Here is an 18,212-nt window from a genome sequence, read left to right on the forward strand (position 1 = left end):
TACCCGGGCCGCGCCGCTCCCCCTTCCCCGTACGCCTTCCTACCAGGCCGGGTCCACCACCGCGGGAGACAATGAGTGAGGTCGGCACGACCTGGCGAGGGGAGACCCGTGGAGCACGACAGCCGTCTGGCCTTCGTCGACGCCCTCGTCGGGATCCTCGTCGACGACACCCCGACGATCCGTGCCTGGACCGCTTCCGCCGATCGGCTGATCACGCCCGGACCGATCTCGCTGGCCGTCCCCGAAGGCACCCGATTCGACGCCGCGTACGAGGAGGCGTTCCGACCGGTCCAGGTCGGCCTCCGGGGCGCTGACGGCGTGGCCGTCCCTCTGGACGCGCTCCTGCTCCCCCTCCGCCGCACCGCGTCCCCGGGCGCGGCCGAGCCGGCCTCGCCGCCCGAGCAACTGCTGCTCGCCCTGCCGGCCGACACGGCGGGCAGGCTTCGCCAGGACGTGGCCTTCGTGCGGGAACTCTTCCTCCAGGACCGGGTCGGGGTCGCCCTCTTCGACCCCGAGCTGCGGCTCGTGCGCACGAACACGCATCTGCTCCCCTACACCGGCCTGCCGATCGATCTCGCGGGCCACCGGCTCCACGACTTCCTCTTCCCTGAGGACGCGGAGGCGGTCGACGCGATGCTGCGCAGCGTCGTGGAGACCGGCCAGCCGCTGGTCACCTCCCCTCAGCTCGTCCGGACGAAGATCGACCCCCGCGGCGGGATCGCCATGGCCATCTCGGCGTTCCGGCTCCAGAACGTCGACGGGACCGTCATCGGAGTCGCGGGCCTGTTCACGGACATCACCGGCGAATACCGCGCCCGGCGGCGGCTCGCGCTGCTGCACGAGGTCACCGCCGCGATGGGCGGCACGCTCTCCGTCTCGGGCGTCGCCCAGGAGCTGGCGCACGCCCTGGTCGGCCCGTTCGCCGAGGCCGCGGTCGTGGACGTCGCCTCGGCCGCGCTCCACGGCGACGAGATCCGGCCCGACAACACCGGCCGGCTCAGCCTCAGCCGGATCGCCGCGGCCGGGGAGTCCGCGCCCGCCACCGGCGAGCTGCTCCGGATCACCGCCGCCGACGGCGAAGCCCATCCCGTCCCCCAGGAGGGAGAGACCGGCGGGCTCCGCTCGATGACCGTCAGGCTCGGCGCGCGGGGCCGGCTGCTCGGCCAGGTGACGGTGCACCGGAGCCCGGCCCTGGAGCCGTACGAACCCGAGGACCACGTCCTGCTCCAGGAGATCGCGGGACGGGCGGGCCTCGCGCTCGACAACGCCTACCGGTACACCTACGAACACCGCGCGGCCGTCAGCCTCCAGCGCAGCCTGCTGCCGTCCGCGGCGCGTTCGGTGCCCGCGGTGACCACCGCGACCGTCTACCTGCCGGCCCACAGCGGCGACGTCGGCGGCGACTGGTTCGACGTCATCCCGCTCTCCTCGACGCGGGTCGCCCTCGTCGTCGGCGACGTCACCGGCCACGGCCTGCAGGCCTCGGCGACCATGGCCCGGATCCGCACGGCGGTCCGCACGCTGGCCGACCTCGACCTGGAGCCGGACGAACTCCTGGTCCACCTCGACGACCTGGTCTCGCAGCTGCTCGCCGAGACGGCCTTCACGGACTCCGACACGGACGGGGAGGACGACGCCGGCCAGGACGCGAGCGCGGACGACGACCGGACCGAGCAGGGCTCGTTCGCCGGGACCTGCCTGTACGCCCTGCACGACCCGATCGCCCGGACGTGCCTGATCGCCAGCGCCGGCCATCCGCCGCCCGCCGTCCTCCACCCCGACGGGCGGGCCGAGTTCCTGCCGGTGATCCCCGGCCCTCCGCTGGGCGTCGGCGGCCTCCCCTTCGAACTGCTGCGGGCGGACATCGAACCGGGCAGCATGCTCGCCCTCTACACCGACGGCCTGATCGAACGCGGGGACGGGGACATCGACTCCGGCATGGCCGAGCTGCTGCGCCGGCTGAGCCAGGTGCCCGCCGACGAGGTGCGGCTGGGCGACACCGGCCAACGGATCGTCACCGGGCTGCCGCCGACCCGGCTCAACGACGACGTGACCCTCCTGCTCGCCCGGACGAAGGCCGTTCCTGAACAGGACGTCGTGGTCTGGACGGTGGACGCCAACCCGCGCAGCGTGGCCGGCGCGAGGGCGGCCGCCACCGCGTGCCTGGAACGATGGGGCCTCGAGGCCCTGGTCTTCACCACGGAACTCCTGCTCAGCGAACTGGTCACCAACGCCATCCGCTACGGACGCCCGCCGATCACCGTCCGGATGATCCGCGCCGGCTCCCTGACCTGCGAGGTCTCCGACGGCAGCAGCAGCCAGCCCCGGATGCGCCGCGCCCGCGTCACCGACGAGGGCGGCCGCGGCCTCTACCTCGTCGCCCAGCTGACCAGCCGCTGGGGCAGCCGCTACACCGCCCGCGGCAAGACCATCTGGGCCGAACAGCCGCTCCCCACGGACAGCCCCGCTGCGGGCTCCTAGATCCTTGAATCATCCTCCGGCGGGAGTGAACGTCGCCGTTCCCGGTAGTGGTGACGGTCGAGTTGGAGCCGCTGTCGTCCGGGAGGGATTCCAGATACGTGTGACGCCGCGTCACCGTGCCCGCTTCGCGGGCGATGCGGCCGCCCGCGTCCCGCACAGGGGTCGTGACGCCGCCCGGGCAGAGCAGCGCGTGGTGGAAGGCGGCGGTGTCCTGGTACGGCCCCACCGAACCTGCGACCGCTCCGATCACCCCCGCCGCACCGATCAACAGGCCGACCACCCCGAACCGCCAGGATGCCACGGCGCGGATCGACCCGTCGCGGTCCGTCGCGACCGCGCCTCTGCCCACAGCGAATCTGCGGCGGGCAGACAAACCGCCTTCGGGGAGCTTCCGGAGACGACAGTGGAGAGGACAGCACTCCCTACGTCGACGACGAGGAGACCTGATGACTCCCCGCACCACGTTCGCGCCCCGGGCGGAGGACGGCGACACGCCGGTCGGCCGCTTCGACGACCACCTCGCGACCCAACTGCTCGCCCAGCGGATCGTCCTGCTCGGCACCCAGGTCGACGAGGTGTCGGCCAACCGGGTCTGCGCCCAGCTCCTGCTGCTGTCCGCGGAGGACCCGCGCTCCGACATCAGCCTCTACATCAACAGCCCCGGCGGGTCGGTCACCGCGGGTCTCGCCATCTACGACACCCTGCGGCTCATCCCCAACGACGTCTCCACGCTGGCGATGGGAATCGCGGCCAGCATGGGCCAGTTCCTGCTCACCGTGGGCGCGCCCGGCAAGCGCTTCGCCCTGCCGAACGCGCGGATCATGATGCACCAGCCCTCGGCGGGCATCGGCGGCACCGCCTCGGACATCGAGATCCAGGCGGAGAACCTCCAGTTCACCAAGAAGGCCATCGAACGGATCACCGCCGAGCACACCGGGCAGAGTGAGGAGACGATCGCCCGCGACGGCGACAGGGACCGCTGGTTCACGGCCGAACAGGCCAGGGAGTACGGCATGGTGGACCAGGTGGTGGCGTCGCTCGCCGACGTCCGCCCGGCCACGTCGCGCCGACGGATGGGGTTGTGACATGGGCTCGTACACGGTTCCCTACGTCATCGAGCGGACCGCGCAGGGCGAGCGCTCCTACGACGTCTTCAGCCGCCTGCTGAACGAGCGGATCATCTTCCTCGGCACGGAGATCGACGACGGCGTCGCCAACGTGGTCATCGCGCAGCTCCTGCACCTGGAGTCCGCGAGCCCGGAGCAGGAGATCTCGATCTACATCAACTCGCCGGGCGGATCGTTCACCTCGCTGATGGCGATCTACGACACGATGACCTTCGTCCAGGCCCCGATCTCCACCTTCTGCGTCGGCCAGGCGGCGTCGACGGCGGCGGTCCTGCTGGCCGGCGGAGACCCGGGCCGCCGCTTCGTGCTACGCCACGCCCGCGTCCTCCTCGGCCAGCCGGCCAGCGGTGGTCAACAGGGAACGGTCTCCGACCTCACCCTCGCGGCCAAGGAGATGGCGCGCATCCGCTCCCAGGTCGAAGAGGTCCTCTCCCACCACACCCACCACGACACGGCCACCCTCCGCGCGGACATGGACCGCGACAAGATCCTCACCGCGGACGAGGCCGTCGCCTACGGCCTCGCCGACGAGGTCCTGAGCCGAAGGCTCGCCTTCGTCTGACCGACCAGGCAGGCGTTCGGCCTTCAGCCTTCGTCGACGAGACCGCAGGCGAAGGGAAACGCCTCGAGGAACTCCCGACGGCCGGGCTCCGTCTCCGCCTCCGCCAGCTCCGCGAGCACGAGGAGAAAGCGGTCGCGTTGGTCCTGCGGCATCCGCAGCAGCGCCCAACTCACGCTCTCGCTGACCTTCACGGCGGAGTCCGGGTCGACCTCGTCGTCCTCGCAACTGTCGAGGAACCAGAGGACATCGACGAGGAGCCCGGCCAGGACGGTCACCAGCGGATCTGTGTCGGTCACCGGGGCAGCATATCCAGCCGGGTGCGCGGGTTCCTCTCCCGGTCGGGCCAACAGACCGCCCGGCCGTACGGGGTGAGTTGCAGGTCCAGATATCCGCCGTACACGTTTCGGACAGCGAGCAGCGGAGCCGCGGCGAGGGTGCTCGGCGCCTGTGTCGCCGCCGGCTCGTCCGCTGCCGGGGCGAAGTGGAAGACGACGAACGGAGCCTTCGCGTCGCCGCACCCGTAGCCCAGTGTCTTGGCGCGGTGTGGTTCCGGGTCGCCGAAGGTGACCGAGGCCGGGCCGAACGCGTCCAGGACGTCGTGAACGGTGCGGTCCGTGTCGGCCCAGGCGGGCGCGCGGTCCAGGAGGACGGAGTGGTCCGCAGCCGTGAGCGGCCGGTCCAGGTGGAGCCAGCTGTGGCGGTACGCGTCCTCGCCGTACTGGGACGCCGTCACATGGATGGCCGGGTCGGCGAAGTGATCGCGTACCAGAGGCGCGGTGCTGAGGCGTTCGTGGCCGTCGGGGATCCACACGGTCCCCTCGGTCAGCCGGCTCGCCTCCGCGATCAGGTCGAGCAGCAGCGGCAGCACGGACAGGCCGCCGTGGTCTGCGGGCCGACGGACGGCCTGGTTGAACTTCGCGATCAGACCCTCGCGGCCCAGACGCCCGGGCCTCGGGCGGGCGGTCTGCTCGGAGACCGTCGCCGCGTCAGAGACCTCGGGTCGGGCATCGGCGCGGAGCCGCTCGTCCGTCATGAACACGTCCCCCTTCTGGTGAGAGGCGCAAGCCGGCCCGGTCAGGCGGCGAGGCAGAGGCCGTCGTACGGGGCCGCGGGCGAGGGGCGGGCAGGGGTCGTTCGAGTCGTCCGGCCGAGGCGGCCGGGAGTGGGGCCGGAGAGTTCGTTCTGGGCGAGGGTGAGCAGGTCGGCGAGGCCCAGGCCGAGGGCGTGGGCGGCGGCGGCGAGGACTTCGGAGGAGGCTTCCTTGCGGCCGCGCTCCAGCTCCGACAGGTAGGGCATGGAGATCCGGGCCGCGTCGGCGACGTCCTTGAGCGTGCGGTCCTGGGCCAGGCGTTCGCGTCGCAGCACGTCGCCCACCAGGTCGCGCCAGAGGCGTTCCCTCGGCGCGGCGGGCTGCGGGGCCCCCGCCGGGCGCAGCGGGATGACGCGGGGTCGGTTCGGCGCAGGAGTGCTCACCCTTCTCAGCGTAGGGATCCCGGTCGACAGGGGAAGGGTGCGGCGTTCTGCTGTGGGTGAAGCCGTGCGCCGCCCGCGGTGAACGCGGGCGGCGCAGCGATCGAAGCGGCCCTTACCGCGGGGCGGGGAGGTCGATCAGGTCGGCGAGGCGGGCGCGGTGGGCGCCGGCCGTGCCGAGGGCGATCTGGTCGGCCTTGGCGCGCTTGAGGTAGAGGTGGGCGGGGTGCTCCCAGGTCATGCCGATACCGGCGTGCAGTTGGACGGCCTCCTCGGCGGCGAGCACCGCGAGGTCACTGACGTAGGCCTGGGCCACACTGCTCGCGACGGCGACGTCCTCGTCCCCGGCGGCCAGCGTCGCCGCGGCGTAGCGGGCCGCCGCGGTGGCGGACTCGACGCCGGTGGCGAGGTCCGCGAGGCGGTGCTTGATGGCCTGGAAGCCGCCCACGGCGCGCCCGAACTGCTTGCGCTCCTTGAGGTACGCGACCGTCGTCTCCAGGCACCACTGGGCGACGCCGACCTGCTCGGAGGCGAGCAGCGCGGCGCCGGCCGTGAGGGCGTCGCGGACGGCCTGCTCGGCGTCGGCGACCACCCGAGTGCCCGCGACTCCGTCCAGCGTGACGTCGGCGAGCTGCCGGGTCATGTCGAGGGAGACCACGGGGGTGACCTCGGCATCGGCCGCGTCGACCGCATGGACGGCGCCGTCAGCGAGGACCAGCAGCACGTCCGCCTCGATCGCGCCGGCGACGCTGGTGACCGTTCCGGTCACCCGGCCGTCGACCACGGAGACGGTGGGGAGGGCGGCGTGCGGGGCGGTGGACCACGGAACGAGGAGCGCGGCGGTCCTCTCGCCGGACGCGAGCCCGGCGAGCAGTTCGCCGTCGCCGCCCAGCAGCACCGTCGTGGCGATGACGGCGCTGGTCAGGAACGGGACGGGAGCTGCCGCCCGGCCCAGTTCCTCCAGGACCACGGCGGCCTCGGCCGCGGTCGCGCCCGCGCCGCCGCGCTCCTCGGGGACGAGCAGCCCGGCCAGGCCCAGCCCGCCCGCGAGGGCCCGCCAGAGGCCGTCGACGAGCGAGCGGTCGCCGTCGTAGAGGGCGGTGACGGCCACCGGGTCGCAGCGGTCGGTGAGGAGCTTGCGGACCGTGGCGCGCAGGTCGTCCTCGACCTCGGTGTAGAGCAGGCTGTGGTTCCGGGACGTGGGGTCGCTCACTTGGCCAGGTCCTTCCAGGGCACGTCCTTGTCGACGCGGGGCTCGGAGGGGAGGCCGAGCACGCGCTCGGCCATGATGTTGCGCAGGATCTCCGAGGTGCCGCCCTCGATGGAGTTGCCCTTGGCGCGCAGGTAGCGGTAGCCCGCGTCACGGCCGGTGAAGTCGACGTGGTCGGGCCGGACCATGGTCCAGTCGGAGTACCGCAGGCCGTCCTCGCCGAGCAGTTCCAGCTCCAGGCCGGACAGCTGCTGGGCGATCCGCGCGAAGGTGACCTTCAACGCGGCACCCTCCGCCCCCGGCTGACCGTGGGCCAGCTTCTGGCGGACCCGCTGGCCGGAGAGCCGGGAGACCTCGGCCTCCACCCACAGCCGCAGCAGCCGGTCGTGGAGCTCGGGGGTGCGCAGCTCGGGACGCTCGCGCCAGGTCCGGGCGACGACGCCGATCATGCCGCTCTCGCGGGCCGCGCCGCCGCCGATGGCGACGCGCTCGTTGCTGAGGGTGGCGTTGGCGACGGCCCAGCCCTGGCCGACCCCGCCGAGCCGCATGCTGTCGGGGACGCGCACGTCGGTGAGGAAGACCTCGTTGAACTCGGCCTCGCCGGTGATCTGGCGCAGCGGCCTGACGTCGACGCCGGGGTCGGTCATGTCGGCGAGGAAGTAGGTGATGCCCTGGTGCTTGGGCAGGTCCGGGTCGGTGCGCGCGACCAGGATCGCGAAGCGGGCGTTGTGGGCGCCGGAGGTCCACACCTTCTGGCCGTTGACGATCCAGTCGCCGCTCGCCTCGTCCCGCACGGCGCGGGTGCCGAGCGCGGCGAGGTCGGAGCCGGCGCCCGGCTCGGAGAACAGCTGGCACCAGATCTCCTCGCCGGTCCACAACGGCCGCAGCAGGCGCTGCTTCTGCTCGTCGGTGCCGAAGCGGAGGATCGTCGGGGCGGCCATGCCCAGGCCGATGCCGTTCGTCTTCCTGCCGTTGTCCGGCGCTCCCGCGGCCTCGAACGCCGCGTCGACCGCCGGCTGCCAGGCCTGCGGCAGGCCGAGGCCGCCGTGGCCCTCCGGGTAGTGCACCCACGCCAGGCCGGCGTCGTAGCGGGCGCGGAGGAACGTGAGCCGTTCGGTGGTCGCGGGGTCGTGCGCGGCGAGGAACTCCTCGACCCGCCGCCGCAGGCTCTGTTCGTCGATGGTCATCCTGCTGCCTTCCGGTGAATCAGCAACCAGCACTGTGACTGAGCGCTCGCTCAGCGACTTTCGTGGGCGCGCACCGCACCCGTCAAGACCGGTGCGGTCCGCGCGGTGCGTGTCGGCTCAGCGACCTGCGCGCGCCGCCGCCTGGCGGCGGAGCTCCGTGCGGGCCAGGGCGTTCTTGTGGACCTCGTCCGGTCCGTCGGCGAAGCGGAGCGTGCGGATCCCGGCGATCATCTGGGCCAGCGGGAAGTCCTGCGACAGCCCGCCCGCGCCGTGGGTCTGGATCGCCTTGTCCAGGATCCACTCCACGGTCGCCGGGGTGGCGATCTTGATGGCCTGGATCTCGGTGTGCGCGCCCTTGTTGCCGACGGTGTCCATCAGCCACGCGGTCTTCAGCACCAGCAGCCGCAGCTGCTCGATCCGCACCCTGGACTCGGCGATCCAGTCGCGGATCACGCCCTGCTCGGCGAGCGGCTTGCCGAACGCGATCCGCTCGTCGGCGCGGGCGCACATCAGCTCGATGGCCCGCTCGGCGAGGCCGATCGCGCGCATGCAGTGGTGGATCCGCCCCGGCCCGAGCCGCGCCTGCGCGACGGCGAACCCGTCCCCTTCACCGCCCAGCAGGTTCGACGCGGGCACCCGCACGTCGTCGAAGGACAGTTCGGCGTGGCCGCCGTGGTCGTGGTCGTCGTAGCCGAGGACCGTCATGCCGCGGTGGATCGTGAGGCCGGGGGTGTCGCGTTCGACCAGGATCATCGACTGCTGACGGTGCCGGTCCGCGGTCGGGTCGGTCTTGCCCATCACGATGAAGATCTTCGCGTTCGGGTTCATCGCCCCGGTGATCCACCACTTGCGGCCGTTGAGGACGTAGTCGTCCCCGTCGCGCACGATGGCGGTCTCGATGTTGGTGGCGTCCGAGGAGGCCACCGCCGGCTCGGTCATCGCGAAGGAGGAGCGGATCTCGGCGGAGAGCAGCGGTTCCAGCCACTGCGTCTTCTGCTCCTCGGTGCCGACCAGCGACAGCACCTCCATGTTCCCGGTGTCCGGGGCCGCGCAGTTCATCGCGGCCGGCGCGAGCCGGATGCTGCGGCCGGAGATCTCCGCCAGCGCCGCGTACTGCAGGTTGGTCAGCCCCGCGCCCTCCTCACCCGGGAGGAACAGGTTCCACAGCCCGCGCCTGCGCGCCTCGGCCCGCAGCTCACCGAGCACGGGCACGGAGTCCCACGCCCAGCGGTCGTCCAGCTGCGCCAACTGCTCGTCGAAGACGGCCTCCGCCGGGCGGACATGACCGTCCATGAAGTCGAGCAGCGCCTCGCGCAGCTCCTCGGTCCTCTTGTCGAACCCGAAATCCATCAGCCCTGCTCCTTCGCTGCGGTGGGCCCCACGGGCCCGAGGGGGAAGCCGGTGCGCGAAGGCCCTCGCCCCTGGGGGCGTCGCCCCGCGCCGCCGGTCACGGCACCAGCACGCTGACGGCGTCGGCCACGCAGACCGGCCGGTCGCCGCCCTCGCGCTCGACGGTGACCCTGGCGACGACCTGGTAGCCGCCGCTGCCGGGGGTGACCGAGACGAGCTCGACCCCGGCCCTGAGCTTCGAGCCGACCGGCACCGGGGCCGGGAAGCGGACCTTGTTCGAGCCGTAGTTGACGCCCATGGTGATGCCCTCGACCGTGTAGATCTCCCAGACCAGCATGGGCACCAGGCTCAGCGTCAGGTATCCGTGGGCGATGGTGGTGCCGAAGGGCCCCCCGGCCGCGCGGACCGGGTCGACGTGGATCCACTGGTGGTCGCCGGTGGCCTCGGCGAAGGTGTCGATCTGCTGCTGGGTGACGGTGTGCCAGCCGGAGTACCCCAGGTGGGTGCCGACGGCCTGCTCCAGTTCGGCGATGCCGTGGAAGACCTTCACGCCGTCGGGGCGGGGGGCGGGGGTGGTCATGCGCGGGCTCCTGACGATGGGCGGGGAGGGGGTCGGGGCGGGACGGGTTACTCGCCGCCGGCGGTGAGGCTGACGCCGCCGTCGACGACCACGGTCTGGCCGGTCAGCCAGGCGGCGTCGTCGGAGAGCAGGAAGGCGACGACGCTGCCGATGTCCTCGGGCTCGCCGAGCCGCTTGAGCGGGTAGGCGCGGGCGGCCTCGTCCTCGCGGCCCTCGTACAGCTTGGCCGCGAACTTCGTCTTCACCACGGCCGGGGCGACCCCGTTGACCCGGATGTCGGGGCCGAGCTCGACCGCGAGCAGGTCGGTGAGCGAGTTCAGCATCGCCTTGGTCGCCCCGTAGAAGCCGATCCCCGGGGCCGTGCGCACCGAGGAGAGCGAGGAGACGTTGACGATCGCTCCGCCGTGCTCCCCCATCCAGGCCCGGTGCACGTGCTGCACCCACGACAGCGCGGCGATGCAGTTGACCTCGACGATCTTGCGCGCCGCGTTCAGGTCCATCTCGACGGCCGGGCCGTAGGTCGGGTTGATGCCGGTGTTGTTGACCAGTAGGTCGACGCTGCCGAACCGTTCCATCGCCTGACGGACCGTGTCGGCCTGGTGCTCGACGTCGTCCGCCTTCCCGGCGACGCCCAGCGCGTGCGCCGCGCCGCCGAGGTGCTCGACGGCCGCGTCGAGCGCGTCCTTGGTGCGGGCGGTGATCACGACCTTCGCCCCTTCGGCGACCAGGCGTTCGGCGATGCCCAGGCCGATGCCCCGGCTGGCGCCGGTGACGATCGCGGTCCTTCCCGCGAAGCGGGTGCTCACGACGGGCGCTCCGTTCCCCTGCATCTCAGCTCATCCCCACTTACTAAGCGCTTGCTTATGTTATGTGTGCAGGGTGGATCATCCGGCCCCGGCCCGTCAATGCGCCCTGGGTCACAGCTCTCCCCCGGCGGCCCGGCCCCCAACCGCGTTCCAGTGATCGACTGCGCGCGGGCGGGGATAATCGACGGGTGAGCCCCGAGACGTCCGAGATCCCCCGCGCCGACGCGACGCGCGCCCGCCTGCTGGAGGCCGCCCTCGCCGCCTTCGCGGAGAAGGGCTTCCGCGGCACCACCACCCGCGACATCGCCGCCGCGGCGGGCATGAGCCCGGCAGCCCTCTACGTGCACCACAAGTCGAAGGAGGAACTGCTCTACCTGATCTCCAAGGCGGGCCACGAGGCGACCCTGCAGCTGGTGCGGGACGCGATCGGCTCACCCGCGGACGCACCCGACTCCGCGCTGCGCCGGGTGATCCACGACTTCGCCGTCAGCCACGCCCGCGGCCGCACCAGCGCCAGGATCGTGAACTACGAGCTCACCTCGCTCACCGAGGAGCACCTGGCCGAGATCCTGCAGATCCGCCACAGCATCGACGCCGAGGTCCGCGGGCTGGTCGAGCGCGGCGTCGCGGCCGGCGTCTTCGACACGCCCGACCCCAGCATGGCCACCGTCGCACTGCTCTCGCTGGGCATCGACATCGCCCGCTGGTACCACGACGACGGCCGCTGGAGCCCGGAGGACATCGCCGACCAGTACGCCGAGATGGCCCTCCGGATCGTCGGCGCCCGTCAGGGCTGACCCGGGCGGGCAACCGGCGCCGGGCGGTCGGGGTCAGCAGGTCCCGGTCAGCAGGTACCCGTCAGCAGGTCGCGGGGTCAGGCCGTCCGGGTCGAGCGGTCCGGGTCAGGCGGGTGGCCCGTCCCGACGGGCGGGTCCGGCGGGGCCGCCCTACCGTGGGCTCATGGGCGAGGCGATGGAGCTGCAGGTCGGCGGGCGCGCGGTGCGCCTCAGCAATCCGAGCAAGGTCTACTTCCCGGACGCCGGCTACACCAAGCTGGACGTGGCCCGCTACTTCGAGGCCGTGGCCGAGGGCGCGCTGCGCGCGGTACGGAACCGGCCGACCACGCTGCAGCGCTTCGTGGACGGCATCGGCGGCGAGGCGTTCTACCAGAAGCGCGTCCCGCGCGACCTCCCCGACTGGATCCCGAGCGCCCGGATCACCTTCCCCAGCGGCCGGCCGGCGGACGAGATGTGCCCGACGGAGACCGCCGCCGTCCTGTGGGCGGTGAACCGCGGCACCCTCACCTTCCACCCCTGGCCCGTCCGCAGCACGGACCCCGACCACCCGGACGAGCTGCGCATCGACCTCGACCCGCAGCCGGGCACCGACTTCACCGACGCCGCGCGCGCCGCGCTGGAGCTGCGGAAGATCCTGACCGAGCTGGGACTGACCGGCTGGCCCAAGACCTCCGGCGGCCGCGGCCTGCACGTCTTCGTCCCCATCCTGCCGAACTGGGACTTCGTCCAGGTCCGCCACGCCGTCATCGCGATCGGCCGCGAGCTCGAACGTCGCATGCCCGACAGGGTCACCACCGCCTGGTGGAAGGAGGAGCGCGGCGCCAAGATCTTCGTCGACTTCAACCAGACGGCCCGCGACCGGACCATCGCCGCGGCCTACTCCATCCGCCCCTTCCCCCACGCGCCCGTCTCCGCGCCGCTCCACTGGGACGAGGTTCCCGAGGTGCGGCCCAAGCAGTTCGACATCACCACCATGCCGAACCGCTACGCCGAGTTCGGCGACGTGCACGCGGAGATGGACGCCGAGCGCCACGACCTCACCGCCGCACTGGCGCTGTGGGAGCAGGACGTCGAGGAGCGCGGTCTGGGCGACATGCCGTATCCCCCGGAGTACCCGAAGATGCCGGGCGAGCCCAAGCGGGTCCAACCCAGCCGCGCCCGCCACGACCCGGAAGAGGCCGACGCCGAGCACCAGGGCTGACCCGCCGCCACCCGCGCTGCTCAGGCGCGCGCGTCCTTCACCGCCGCGGTTCGGCCGGTGCCTCGGTGTGCAGCGCCTCGACCGGCAGGACCGGCACGATGCCCTCCGCCCTGCGGGCCAGGGCCTCGTCGACGGTGACCAGGGCATCGGCCTGCAGGCGCGTGACGGCGAGGTACTCGGCGTCACCGAGGGTGTCCCACCCCTGTTCGGTGGCGATCTGCCAGGCCGTGCGGCGCGAGACGCGGTCGCCCAGCAGCCGGGTCTTCAGCTCCGTGAGCCGCTCGTGCTGCCGCAAGGCCTCGGCGGCGGTGAGGCGGCCCAGGCGCACCTGCTCGTAGAGCAGGGCGAGAGCCTGGGACCGGACCGGATTGGGCGCCACGAGCCGGTGGTCGGGGTGGATCTCCACTCCCGTCGAAACGATGTGCACCAGCGTCCGGGCGTCCACGACGTAGCGAGCCATGGGGTTCAAACTACGGCGGGTCCCGCACGCTCGCCACCGTCGACCGGGGCGCGGGACCCCGACCGTCGCGGTCTCACCGGGTGCGGGCGCTGATCACCCGCGGGCCCGATCGACCATGCCCGCGCCCCCGGTCACCACGGACGCCTCGGCCTCGAGGTCCTGACCGGAGGGGTGGCGACCCGTCGGGGCGCTGCGCTTCGCCGAGCGGACCCTGTCGCCGAGCTGTGTCGAGGATCCTGTCCCGCGTGCTCGCGGGCCTGCGCGACGCCCTGCTGGCCGACCGGTGACGCGCTACCGCCTGCGCAGGTGCCGGTGCCCCTCGGAGGGGAAGGTCGGCGGCATCGGCGGGAGCACCGAGTCCAGGACGTAGCCGCACTTCCGGGCGACGCGGCAGGAGCCCTCGTTGCCGACGGTGTGCAGCAGTTCGACCTCGTCGGCGGCCATGATCTCCTGACCGCCGAACAGCCACTGCGTGGCCGCCTCGACGCAGCGCGAGGCGATGCCCCGGCCGCGGGCGTCGGCCACCGTCCAGTAGCCCACACCGGTCGCGAGCGTCACCGGCGGTTCGGCCGCCTTCACGGCCACGTGCCCGACGACCCTGCCCTGCTCCTCGACGGCCCAGCTCAGCATGGTGCCGTCCGCCCAGCGTGCGTCCAGTTCGGTCACCCACGCGCGGGCCGCGTCCTCGTCGGTGAGCGGGCGCATCAGCCAGCGGCGTATCGCCTCGTCCCGATGGGCGGCGACGACGGCGGAAACGTCCGAGTCCCGCCAGGGACGGAGCGCAAGCGCCGGGGCGGTCGAGGTGGCGGGCACGGTCAGGCTCTGGCGGGTCATGAGGACCATCCAACAGCACGGTGACCTGCGGCGCGGGGGAATTCGCGAGGCCGGGACCGAAGGCGCGGCGAAGCGACGGGGACGTTTGCCTTCCTCTACCCCGCGGTGCACGAACACGTCCCAACGGGCGGGGCGATGGCCGACCGGGAGCTGGACGACCACGCCACCGTGGAGACGCTGCTCAAGCAGCTCGAGGGCGCCGACGCGCCCGTCGAACGGCGCGGGTGACGGTCGGTCCGGTCGACGACGACGGTTCAGGCAGGCCGTCGCGCCGGGTCGAGGTGGGCGGGGCGCCGGACCGGCGACGCCTACAGCGCCGCGAACGTCACGGAGTTCATGCGGCGGGCCGGCCTCGAAGCGGCCCAGCTTCACCGTCGCCCTGAACGTCGCCCGAGACCTGGTCGTTCAAGCCGCGGGCGTTTTCGACAACGCTGTCGTCGACCTCGTCGGCGCCATCGGCCGCCGGGTCCTGACCCACCTGATGCCCGACCGGAGAGTCAGGACCCGGCCCCGCGTGGTCAAGCGCGCGATCTCGAAGTACAACGCCCGAGGAAGCGTCGACCGCACCACCTACAGAGCCACGATCGGGATCGACGTCCTGGCCGTGCCGCCAGCTTGACGCCCAACCCCAAGCCCTAACTACGCGGCATTGGGGCTAGCCCGGCACGCCGGGCAGATGCCCGAGCAGCTCGCTGGTGACCTGTTCGATGCGGCTCCCCGGCCCCGGCTGCGGGGCCTGGTCGCGCGCGGTGGCGATGTCCGCGCCCAGGTCCTGGAGCGCCTTGCGGCCCAGTGCCTGCCGAGCGGCGGGCATCCAGCCCTCTTCCTCCCGCTCGATCTGACGGCCGACCAGGTCGATCAGCAGCCGCGCCTTCGGGTCGAACCTCTCGTCGGTCGCGGCCGACGACGTCAGCTGTTCGACCAGGACGGCGGCGAGCCGGTGCTGCTCGGAGGCGAGGAGCAGCTCCGGGGCGAGGCTCGGGACGCTCGCCCGGATGCCGGGGTAGATCAGCTCCTCCTCGACGAACGAGTGGACCAGCAGCACGCGCGCGATCCGCTGCACGACCTCGCGGCGCTCCTCCTCGCCGGTGGCCCGCCCGTAGTCACGGAATAGGCGGCGGATCTCTTGGTGGTCCCGTTTGAGCAGGACGAGAGCGTCGTGGGACACGGCGGAAGTCACCTCCGGCGGCGGGACGGGATCGGACGGACAGGGCGGGTCATCGACTGCGGCGGTGCCGACCGCCCGGGCCGTGGAAGCCGGCGGTGGCGGCCAGGACCGCGGCCAGCCCGAGCGGAACGAACAGCAGGATCTCCGAGAGATTCATGAGCTCTGTCCACCTCCTCGAAGCCCATGTGCCCCACGGAGCGGAACGGTATGCGCCGCGATCACGCGTGTGCGCCGGGCGCGCCGGGTCATACGCCGAACAGAGCGGCAGCACGAGGTGCCCGGACGAGAGGAGGCTGACCCGCGACAAGCCGAGGACACCGCTGGTGATCCCGATTCAGACCGTGCCGCCGGCCTGACATGGAGCCCGCGGGAGCGCGCCGACAGCCCCGCACAGCGTCCGGGTGACGTCGGGGACCTCAGGCATGTCTCCTCTCCCACCATGGAACGTCTGTCGGCCCACCCTCCCGCCCTTAGGAGATCCCCCATGACCGACGACGAACTCACCCGCTTTCTCGCCGCTCTCAGCCCGGCCGGCCGACAGAAGGTGTGGGAACAGCCCGAGGCCAGGCAGCGCGAACTGGCCGCGGCATGGGAGGCGGAGCTGAAGGACGACACCGACCTGGACACCCTGGACGAGGTGTCACCCGTGGCCGCCGAGGACGAGGCCGCCGAGCGCGTGCTGCGGGACCAGCTCGGGGACTGACGTCGGGGGCTGCCGCGCGTGAGCGGGGCGGTCGCGGGCAGAAGCGCCCGCAGGGGTACGACGTGCGTACCCGTCACCTGTGGAGGTCCTCGTGGCATCCCCCACGCCGGCAGCGACCGCGGCAGGACAGCGCGCGCCTCGACGAGGGCGTCGGCGGCCTCGGAACCGGACCGGCGCGACGCCGTCCGGGCAGTCGGCCGGATCGGATTCGTCACCCGAGGCGTGCTCTACGTCCTGATCGGGGCGCTTGCCGTCGCCGTCGCGTTCGGGAAGGGCGGCAGCCAGGTCGACCGGCAGGGCGCGCTGCACCGGATCGCGGTGGAACCGTCCGGGCGGGTGCTGCTCCGGGCGCTCGCCGTCGGGTTCGGCTGCATGGCGCTGTGGTGGGCCTGGCTGGCGGTGCACGGCGAGCCGGGCCGCAGGAGCGTCGGCGACCGGTTGGTCGACGCGGCCCCCGCGGTCTTCTACGCCTTCGTCTGCTGGGGAACCGCGGCGTTCCCCGCAGGCAGCAGCGGCGGCTCCAACGTCGACGCCGACGTCGCCAAGAACCTCCCCGACTTCCGCGAGGAGCTCGGGCCACCACTCTCCACCACCCACCCCAGCCCCCGAGCGGTTCCGCGCCTATGGCACGGAACCGCTCGGACGCACAACCACCCCACCACGGCCCTGACGGGCTCGGCAAGCGCATGCTCGGGGTCGCTGTCGCGCAGGTCGAGCAGGCCGTCGGTATAGAGCACGATTACCGTGCCCACCGCCAAGTGACAGTCAGTGTCCTCGAAGACGGTGCCGGGCAGGCCGAGCGGGGGCGTCTCCGGCATTCGGGAGAACTCGACTGAGCCGTCCGGGCGGCGGAAAGCGGCCGGGGTGTGCCCGGCCGTGGCCATGCTGCAGGCACCGGTGACCGGGTCGTAGACCAGGTAGAGCATGAGTTGGGCGGCCGCGCGGCGGCGGCCACCCGACCGTGGCTCGGAGCGGGGCTCAGCCGACCAGCGGGAGCCTCCCGCGAGTCGCTCGTTGGCTGGATTGCGGGTGCTGTCTGTCCTCGTTTCCGATTGTGGGCCGCCTGATGGCGATCGCGGCCGCGTCGTCGCCGAGTCGCCCGTCGCAGTACTCGAGGAGGTCCCGCTGGAGGGTCTTTAGCAGGGCCTCGGGTGGCTTGCCTGCCCACTGGCTAACTCGTTGTTCGAGGGGGTAGAACTCTCCGCCTCGATTTCGGGCTTCGATGACCCCATCGGTGTACAGCAGGAGGGTGTCGCCAGCTTCGAAGGCGACCGTGTCGGCCGTGTAGTCGGTGATCGCCAGTAGGTGCATGCCCAGTGGGGGGACGGGGTTGGCGCTGTCCAGGATCTGGATGGCCCCGTTGTGGAGGAGCAGGGGCGGTGGGTGCCCGCAGTTGGTGATCTGCACGGCTGGAGTGTCCATGGGGATGTGGAGCAGCAGGGCGGTGATGAAGTGTTCTGCGGCGTGGGCGTAGTCGTCGACGAAGTCGGCCAGGTACCGGCTGACGCTGAGGTCGAGCGCGGCGGCGAGCTCGCCGAGGTTGTCGTGGCTGTCGGCGGCCTCGGCGAGCTCGCCGAGGTTGTCGTGGCTGTCGGCGGCCTCGCGGAACGCTCCGATCAGCAGCGCTGACTCGCCGACAGCTTGCAGACCCTTGCCCCGTACGTCCCCGATGATCATGCGGGTGGCATCTCGAACGCTCGTGGCGGTGTAGAGGTCGCCGCCGATCTCGGCGTGGTCTGCGGCGGCCAGGTAGAAGGAGGCGACCTCGAGTGATCCGAGGCGGTGGGGCAGGGGGCGCATGAGGGCGCGCTGGGCTGCTTCCGATACGGATCGGATCTGTTCCATCTGGCGCATGCGCCGTTCGCGGATTTCGGAAAGGAGGACGACCAGCGTGGAGAGAGTAGTGGTCGCGATGATCTGAACGGCTTCCTCTCGCTGCACGTCCAGCACGTCCAGACGGGCCGCGATGTAGGCCTGTGCGCACACTGCCAGGAGTCCGATGCCGGCTGTGAGCCAGGGGCCGCCGATCAGCGCCGCGATCATGGGCGCCAGGATGAGCAACACTCCGTAGTGGACGCCGTCCGTGGTGGCGACGTCGAAGATCGTGACCGCGATGATGAAGCCCAGGGGGATCAAGGCCAGGGCATGACGTCTATGCCACGACGGCCACAGGCTCGGCCTGCCCTGCTGCTCTCTCATTCTTCAACCATGCGCCTCGGGGGTCGGTCGTTCCAGGCGAGGAGGGTCCCGTGCGCACTCTGCGCACGGGGGTGTGA

Annotated in this window: 20 protein-coding genes and 1 pseudogene; 8 read left to right on the forward strand and 13 right to left on the reverse strand. The window is 72.2% G+C overall.

Features of this window, described 5'->3' with window-relative positions; genetic code table 11:
- Positions 1–108: 108 nt before the first annotated feature.
- The 3 genes from BS83_RS10005 (at position 109) to BS83_RS10015 (ending at position 4,170) form a co-directional block, all read left to right on the forward strand.
- A complete protein-coding gene (locus tag BS83_RS10005) occupies positions 109–2,481 on the forward strand; it encodes a SpoIIE family protein phosphatase (protein WP_037603473.1) in 2,373 nt (790 codons plus the stop codon).
- Between the two features lie 446 nt (positions 2,482–2,927).
- Positions 2,928–3,566: a ClpP family protease gene (locus BS83_RS10010; protein WP_037603474.1), complete on the forward strand. Its 639-nt coding sequence runs from the start codon at positions 2,928–2,930 to the stop codon at positions 3,564–3,566.
- A gap of 1 nt (position 3,567) precedes the next feature.
- Positions 3,568–4,170: a ClpP family protease gene (locus BS83_RS10015; RefSeq protein WP_037603475.1), complete on the forward strand. Its 603-nt coding sequence runs from the start codon at positions 3,568–3,570 to the stop codon at positions 4,168–4,170.
- A gap of 23 nt (positions 4,171–4,193) precedes the next feature.
- Here BS83_RS10015 and BS83_RS10020 read toward each other — a convergent pair whose 3' ends face one another.
- The 8 genes from BS83_RS10020 to BS83_RS10055 form a co-directional block, all read right to left on the reverse strand.
- Entirely contained in the window at positions 4,194–4,466 is a 273-nt protein-coding gene (locus BS83_RS10020; protein WP_037603476.1) for a hypothetical protein, read from the reverse strand.
- Complete coding sequence (locus BS83_RS41625; protein ID WP_051942889.1) at positions 4,463–5,203, reverse strand: hypothetical protein; 741 nt, start codon at positions 5,201–5,203, stop codon at positions 4,463–4,465. The genes BS83_RS10020 and BS83_RS41625 overlap by 4 nt, the downstream gene beginning before the upstream one ends.
- A gap of 41 nt (positions 5,204–5,244) precedes the next feature.
- Positions 5,245–5,643: a helix-turn-helix domain-containing protein gene (locus tag BS83_RS10030; RefSeq protein WP_037603477.1), complete on the reverse strand. Its 399-nt coding sequence runs from the start codon at positions 5,641–5,643 to the stop codon at positions 5,245–5,247.
- Positions 5,644–5,755: 112 nt separating this feature from the next.
- Complete coding sequence (locus BS83_RS10035) at positions 5,756–6,853, reverse strand: acyl-CoA dehydrogenase family protein (RefSeq protein ID WP_232248205.1); 1,098 nt, start codon at positions 6,851–6,853, stop codon at positions 5,756–5,758.
- A complete protein-coding gene (locus BS83_RS10040; RefSeq protein ID WP_037603478.1) occupies positions 6,850–8,037 on the reverse strand; it encodes an acyl-CoA dehydrogenase family protein in 1,188 nt (395 codons plus the stop codon). Before BS83_RS10040 ends, BS83_RS10035 begins: the two co-directional genes overlap by 4 nt.
- 117 nt (positions 8,038–8,154) lie before the next feature.
- Complete coding sequence (locus tag BS83_RS10045; protein ID WP_037603479.1) at positions 8,155–9,387, reverse strand: acyl-CoA dehydrogenase family protein; 1,233 nt, start codon at positions 9,385–9,387, stop codon at positions 8,155–8,157.
- A 97-nt stretch (positions 9,388–9,484) separates the two neighbouring features.
- A complete protein-coding gene (locus tag BS83_RS10050) occupies positions 9,485–9,967 on the reverse strand; it encodes a MaoC family dehydratase (RefSeq protein WP_269664846.1) in 483 nt (160 codons plus the stop codon).
- A 47-nt stretch (positions 9,968–10,014) separates the two neighbouring features.
- Positions 10,015–10,797 carry an SDR family oxidoreductase gene (locus BS83_RS10055; protein ID WP_198035201.1) on the reverse strand — a complete coding sequence of 261 codons (783 nt, stop codon included), beginning with the start codon at positions 10,795–10,797 and terminating at the stop codon, positions 10,015–10,017.
- Positions 10,798–10,961: 164 nt separating this feature from the next.
- Here BS83_RS10055 and BS83_RS10060 point away from each other — a divergent pair, with 164 nt between their 5' ends.
- Both BS83_RS10060 and ligD read left to right on the forward strand, forming a co-directional pair.
- Positions 10,962–11,570 carry a TetR family transcriptional regulator gene (locus tag BS83_RS10060; RefSeq protein ID WP_037603480.1) on the forward strand — a complete coding sequence of 203 codons (609 nt, stop codon included), beginning with the start codon at positions 10,962–10,964 and terminating at the stop codon, positions 11,568–11,570.
- A gap of 175 nt (positions 11,571–11,745) precedes the next feature.
- Entirely contained in the window at positions 11,746–12,771 is a 1,026-nt protein-coding gene (gene ligD / locus BS83_RS10065) for a non-homologous end-joining DNA ligase (protein ID WP_037608590.1), read from the forward strand.
- Positions 12,772–12,808: 37 nt separating this feature from the next.
- On the opposite strand, the gene BS83_RS10070 is transcribed toward ligD, so the two are convergent.
- The gene (locus tag BS83_RS10070) at positions 12,809–13,231 is read right to left on the reverse strand and encodes a PIN domain-containing protein (RefSeq protein WP_037603481.1); all 423 of its coding nucleotides are present in this window, start codon (positions 13,229–13,231) and stop codon (positions 12,809–12,811) included.
- Positions 13,232–13,522: 291 nt separating this feature from the next.
- Positions 13,523–14,065, reverse strand: a complete 543-nt coding sequence (locus tag BS83_RS10075; RefSeq protein ID WP_037603482.1) for a GNAT family N-acetyltransferase — start codon at positions 14,063–14,065, stop codon at positions 13,523–13,525.
- Positions 14,066–14,170: 105 nt separating this feature from the next.
- Between BS83_RS10075 and BS83_RS47315 the strand changes: the two genes are divergently transcribed.
- The gene (locus BS83_RS47315; protein ID WP_408640985.1) at positions 14,171–14,293 is read left to right on the forward strand and encodes a hypothetical protein; all 123 of its coding nucleotides are present in this window, start codon (positions 14,171–14,173) and stop codon (positions 14,291–14,293) included.
- Positions 14,294–14,720: 427 nt separating this feature from the next.
- On the opposite strand, the gene BS83_RS10085 is transcribed toward BS83_RS47315, so the two are convergent.
- Complete coding sequence (locus BS83_RS10085) at positions 14,721–15,233, reverse strand: hemerythrin domain-containing protein (protein ID WP_051942890.1); 513 nt, start codon at positions 15,231–15,233, stop codon at positions 14,721–14,723.
- Positions 15,234–15,717: 484 nt separating this feature from the next.
- Between BS83_RS10085 and BS83_RS10090 the strand changes: the two genes are divergently transcribed.
- Both BS83_RS10090 and BS83_RS41630 read left to right on the forward strand, forming a co-directional pair.
- Entirely contained in the window at positions 15,718–15,936 is a 219-nt protein-coding gene (locus BS83_RS10090; protein WP_037603483.1) for a hypothetical protein, read from the forward strand.
- A gap of 18 nt (positions 15,937–15,954) precedes the next feature.
- Entirely contained in the window at positions 15,955–16,668 is a 714-nt protein-coding gene (locus tag BS83_RS41630; RefSeq protein ID WP_269664847.1) for a DUF1206 domain-containing protein, read from the forward strand.
- Between the two features lie 14 nt (positions 16,669–16,682).
- Here BS83_RS41630 and BS83_RS48865 read toward each other — a convergent pair.
- Positions 16,683–16,862 (reverse strand): annotated as a pseudogene (locus tag BS83_RS48865) (SpoIIE family protein phosphatase); the annotation flags it as partial.
- A 52-nt stretch (positions 16,863–16,914) separates the two neighbouring features.
- Positions 16,915–18,135, reverse strand: coding sequence for a PP2C family protein-serine/threonine phosphatase (locus BS83_RS10100; protein ID WP_063774142.1), 1,221 nt, complete (start codon positions 18,133–18,135; stop codon positions 16,915–16,917).
- Positions 18,136–18,212: the final 77 nt, after the last annotated feature.

The sequence above is a fragment of the Streptacidiphilus rugosus AM-16 genome (genome assembly GCF_000744655.1).
In the GTDB taxonomy this organism is placed as follows: domain Bacteria; phylum Actinomycetota; class Actinomycetes; order Streptomycetales; family Streptomycetaceae; genus Streptacidiphilus; species Streptacidiphilus rugosus.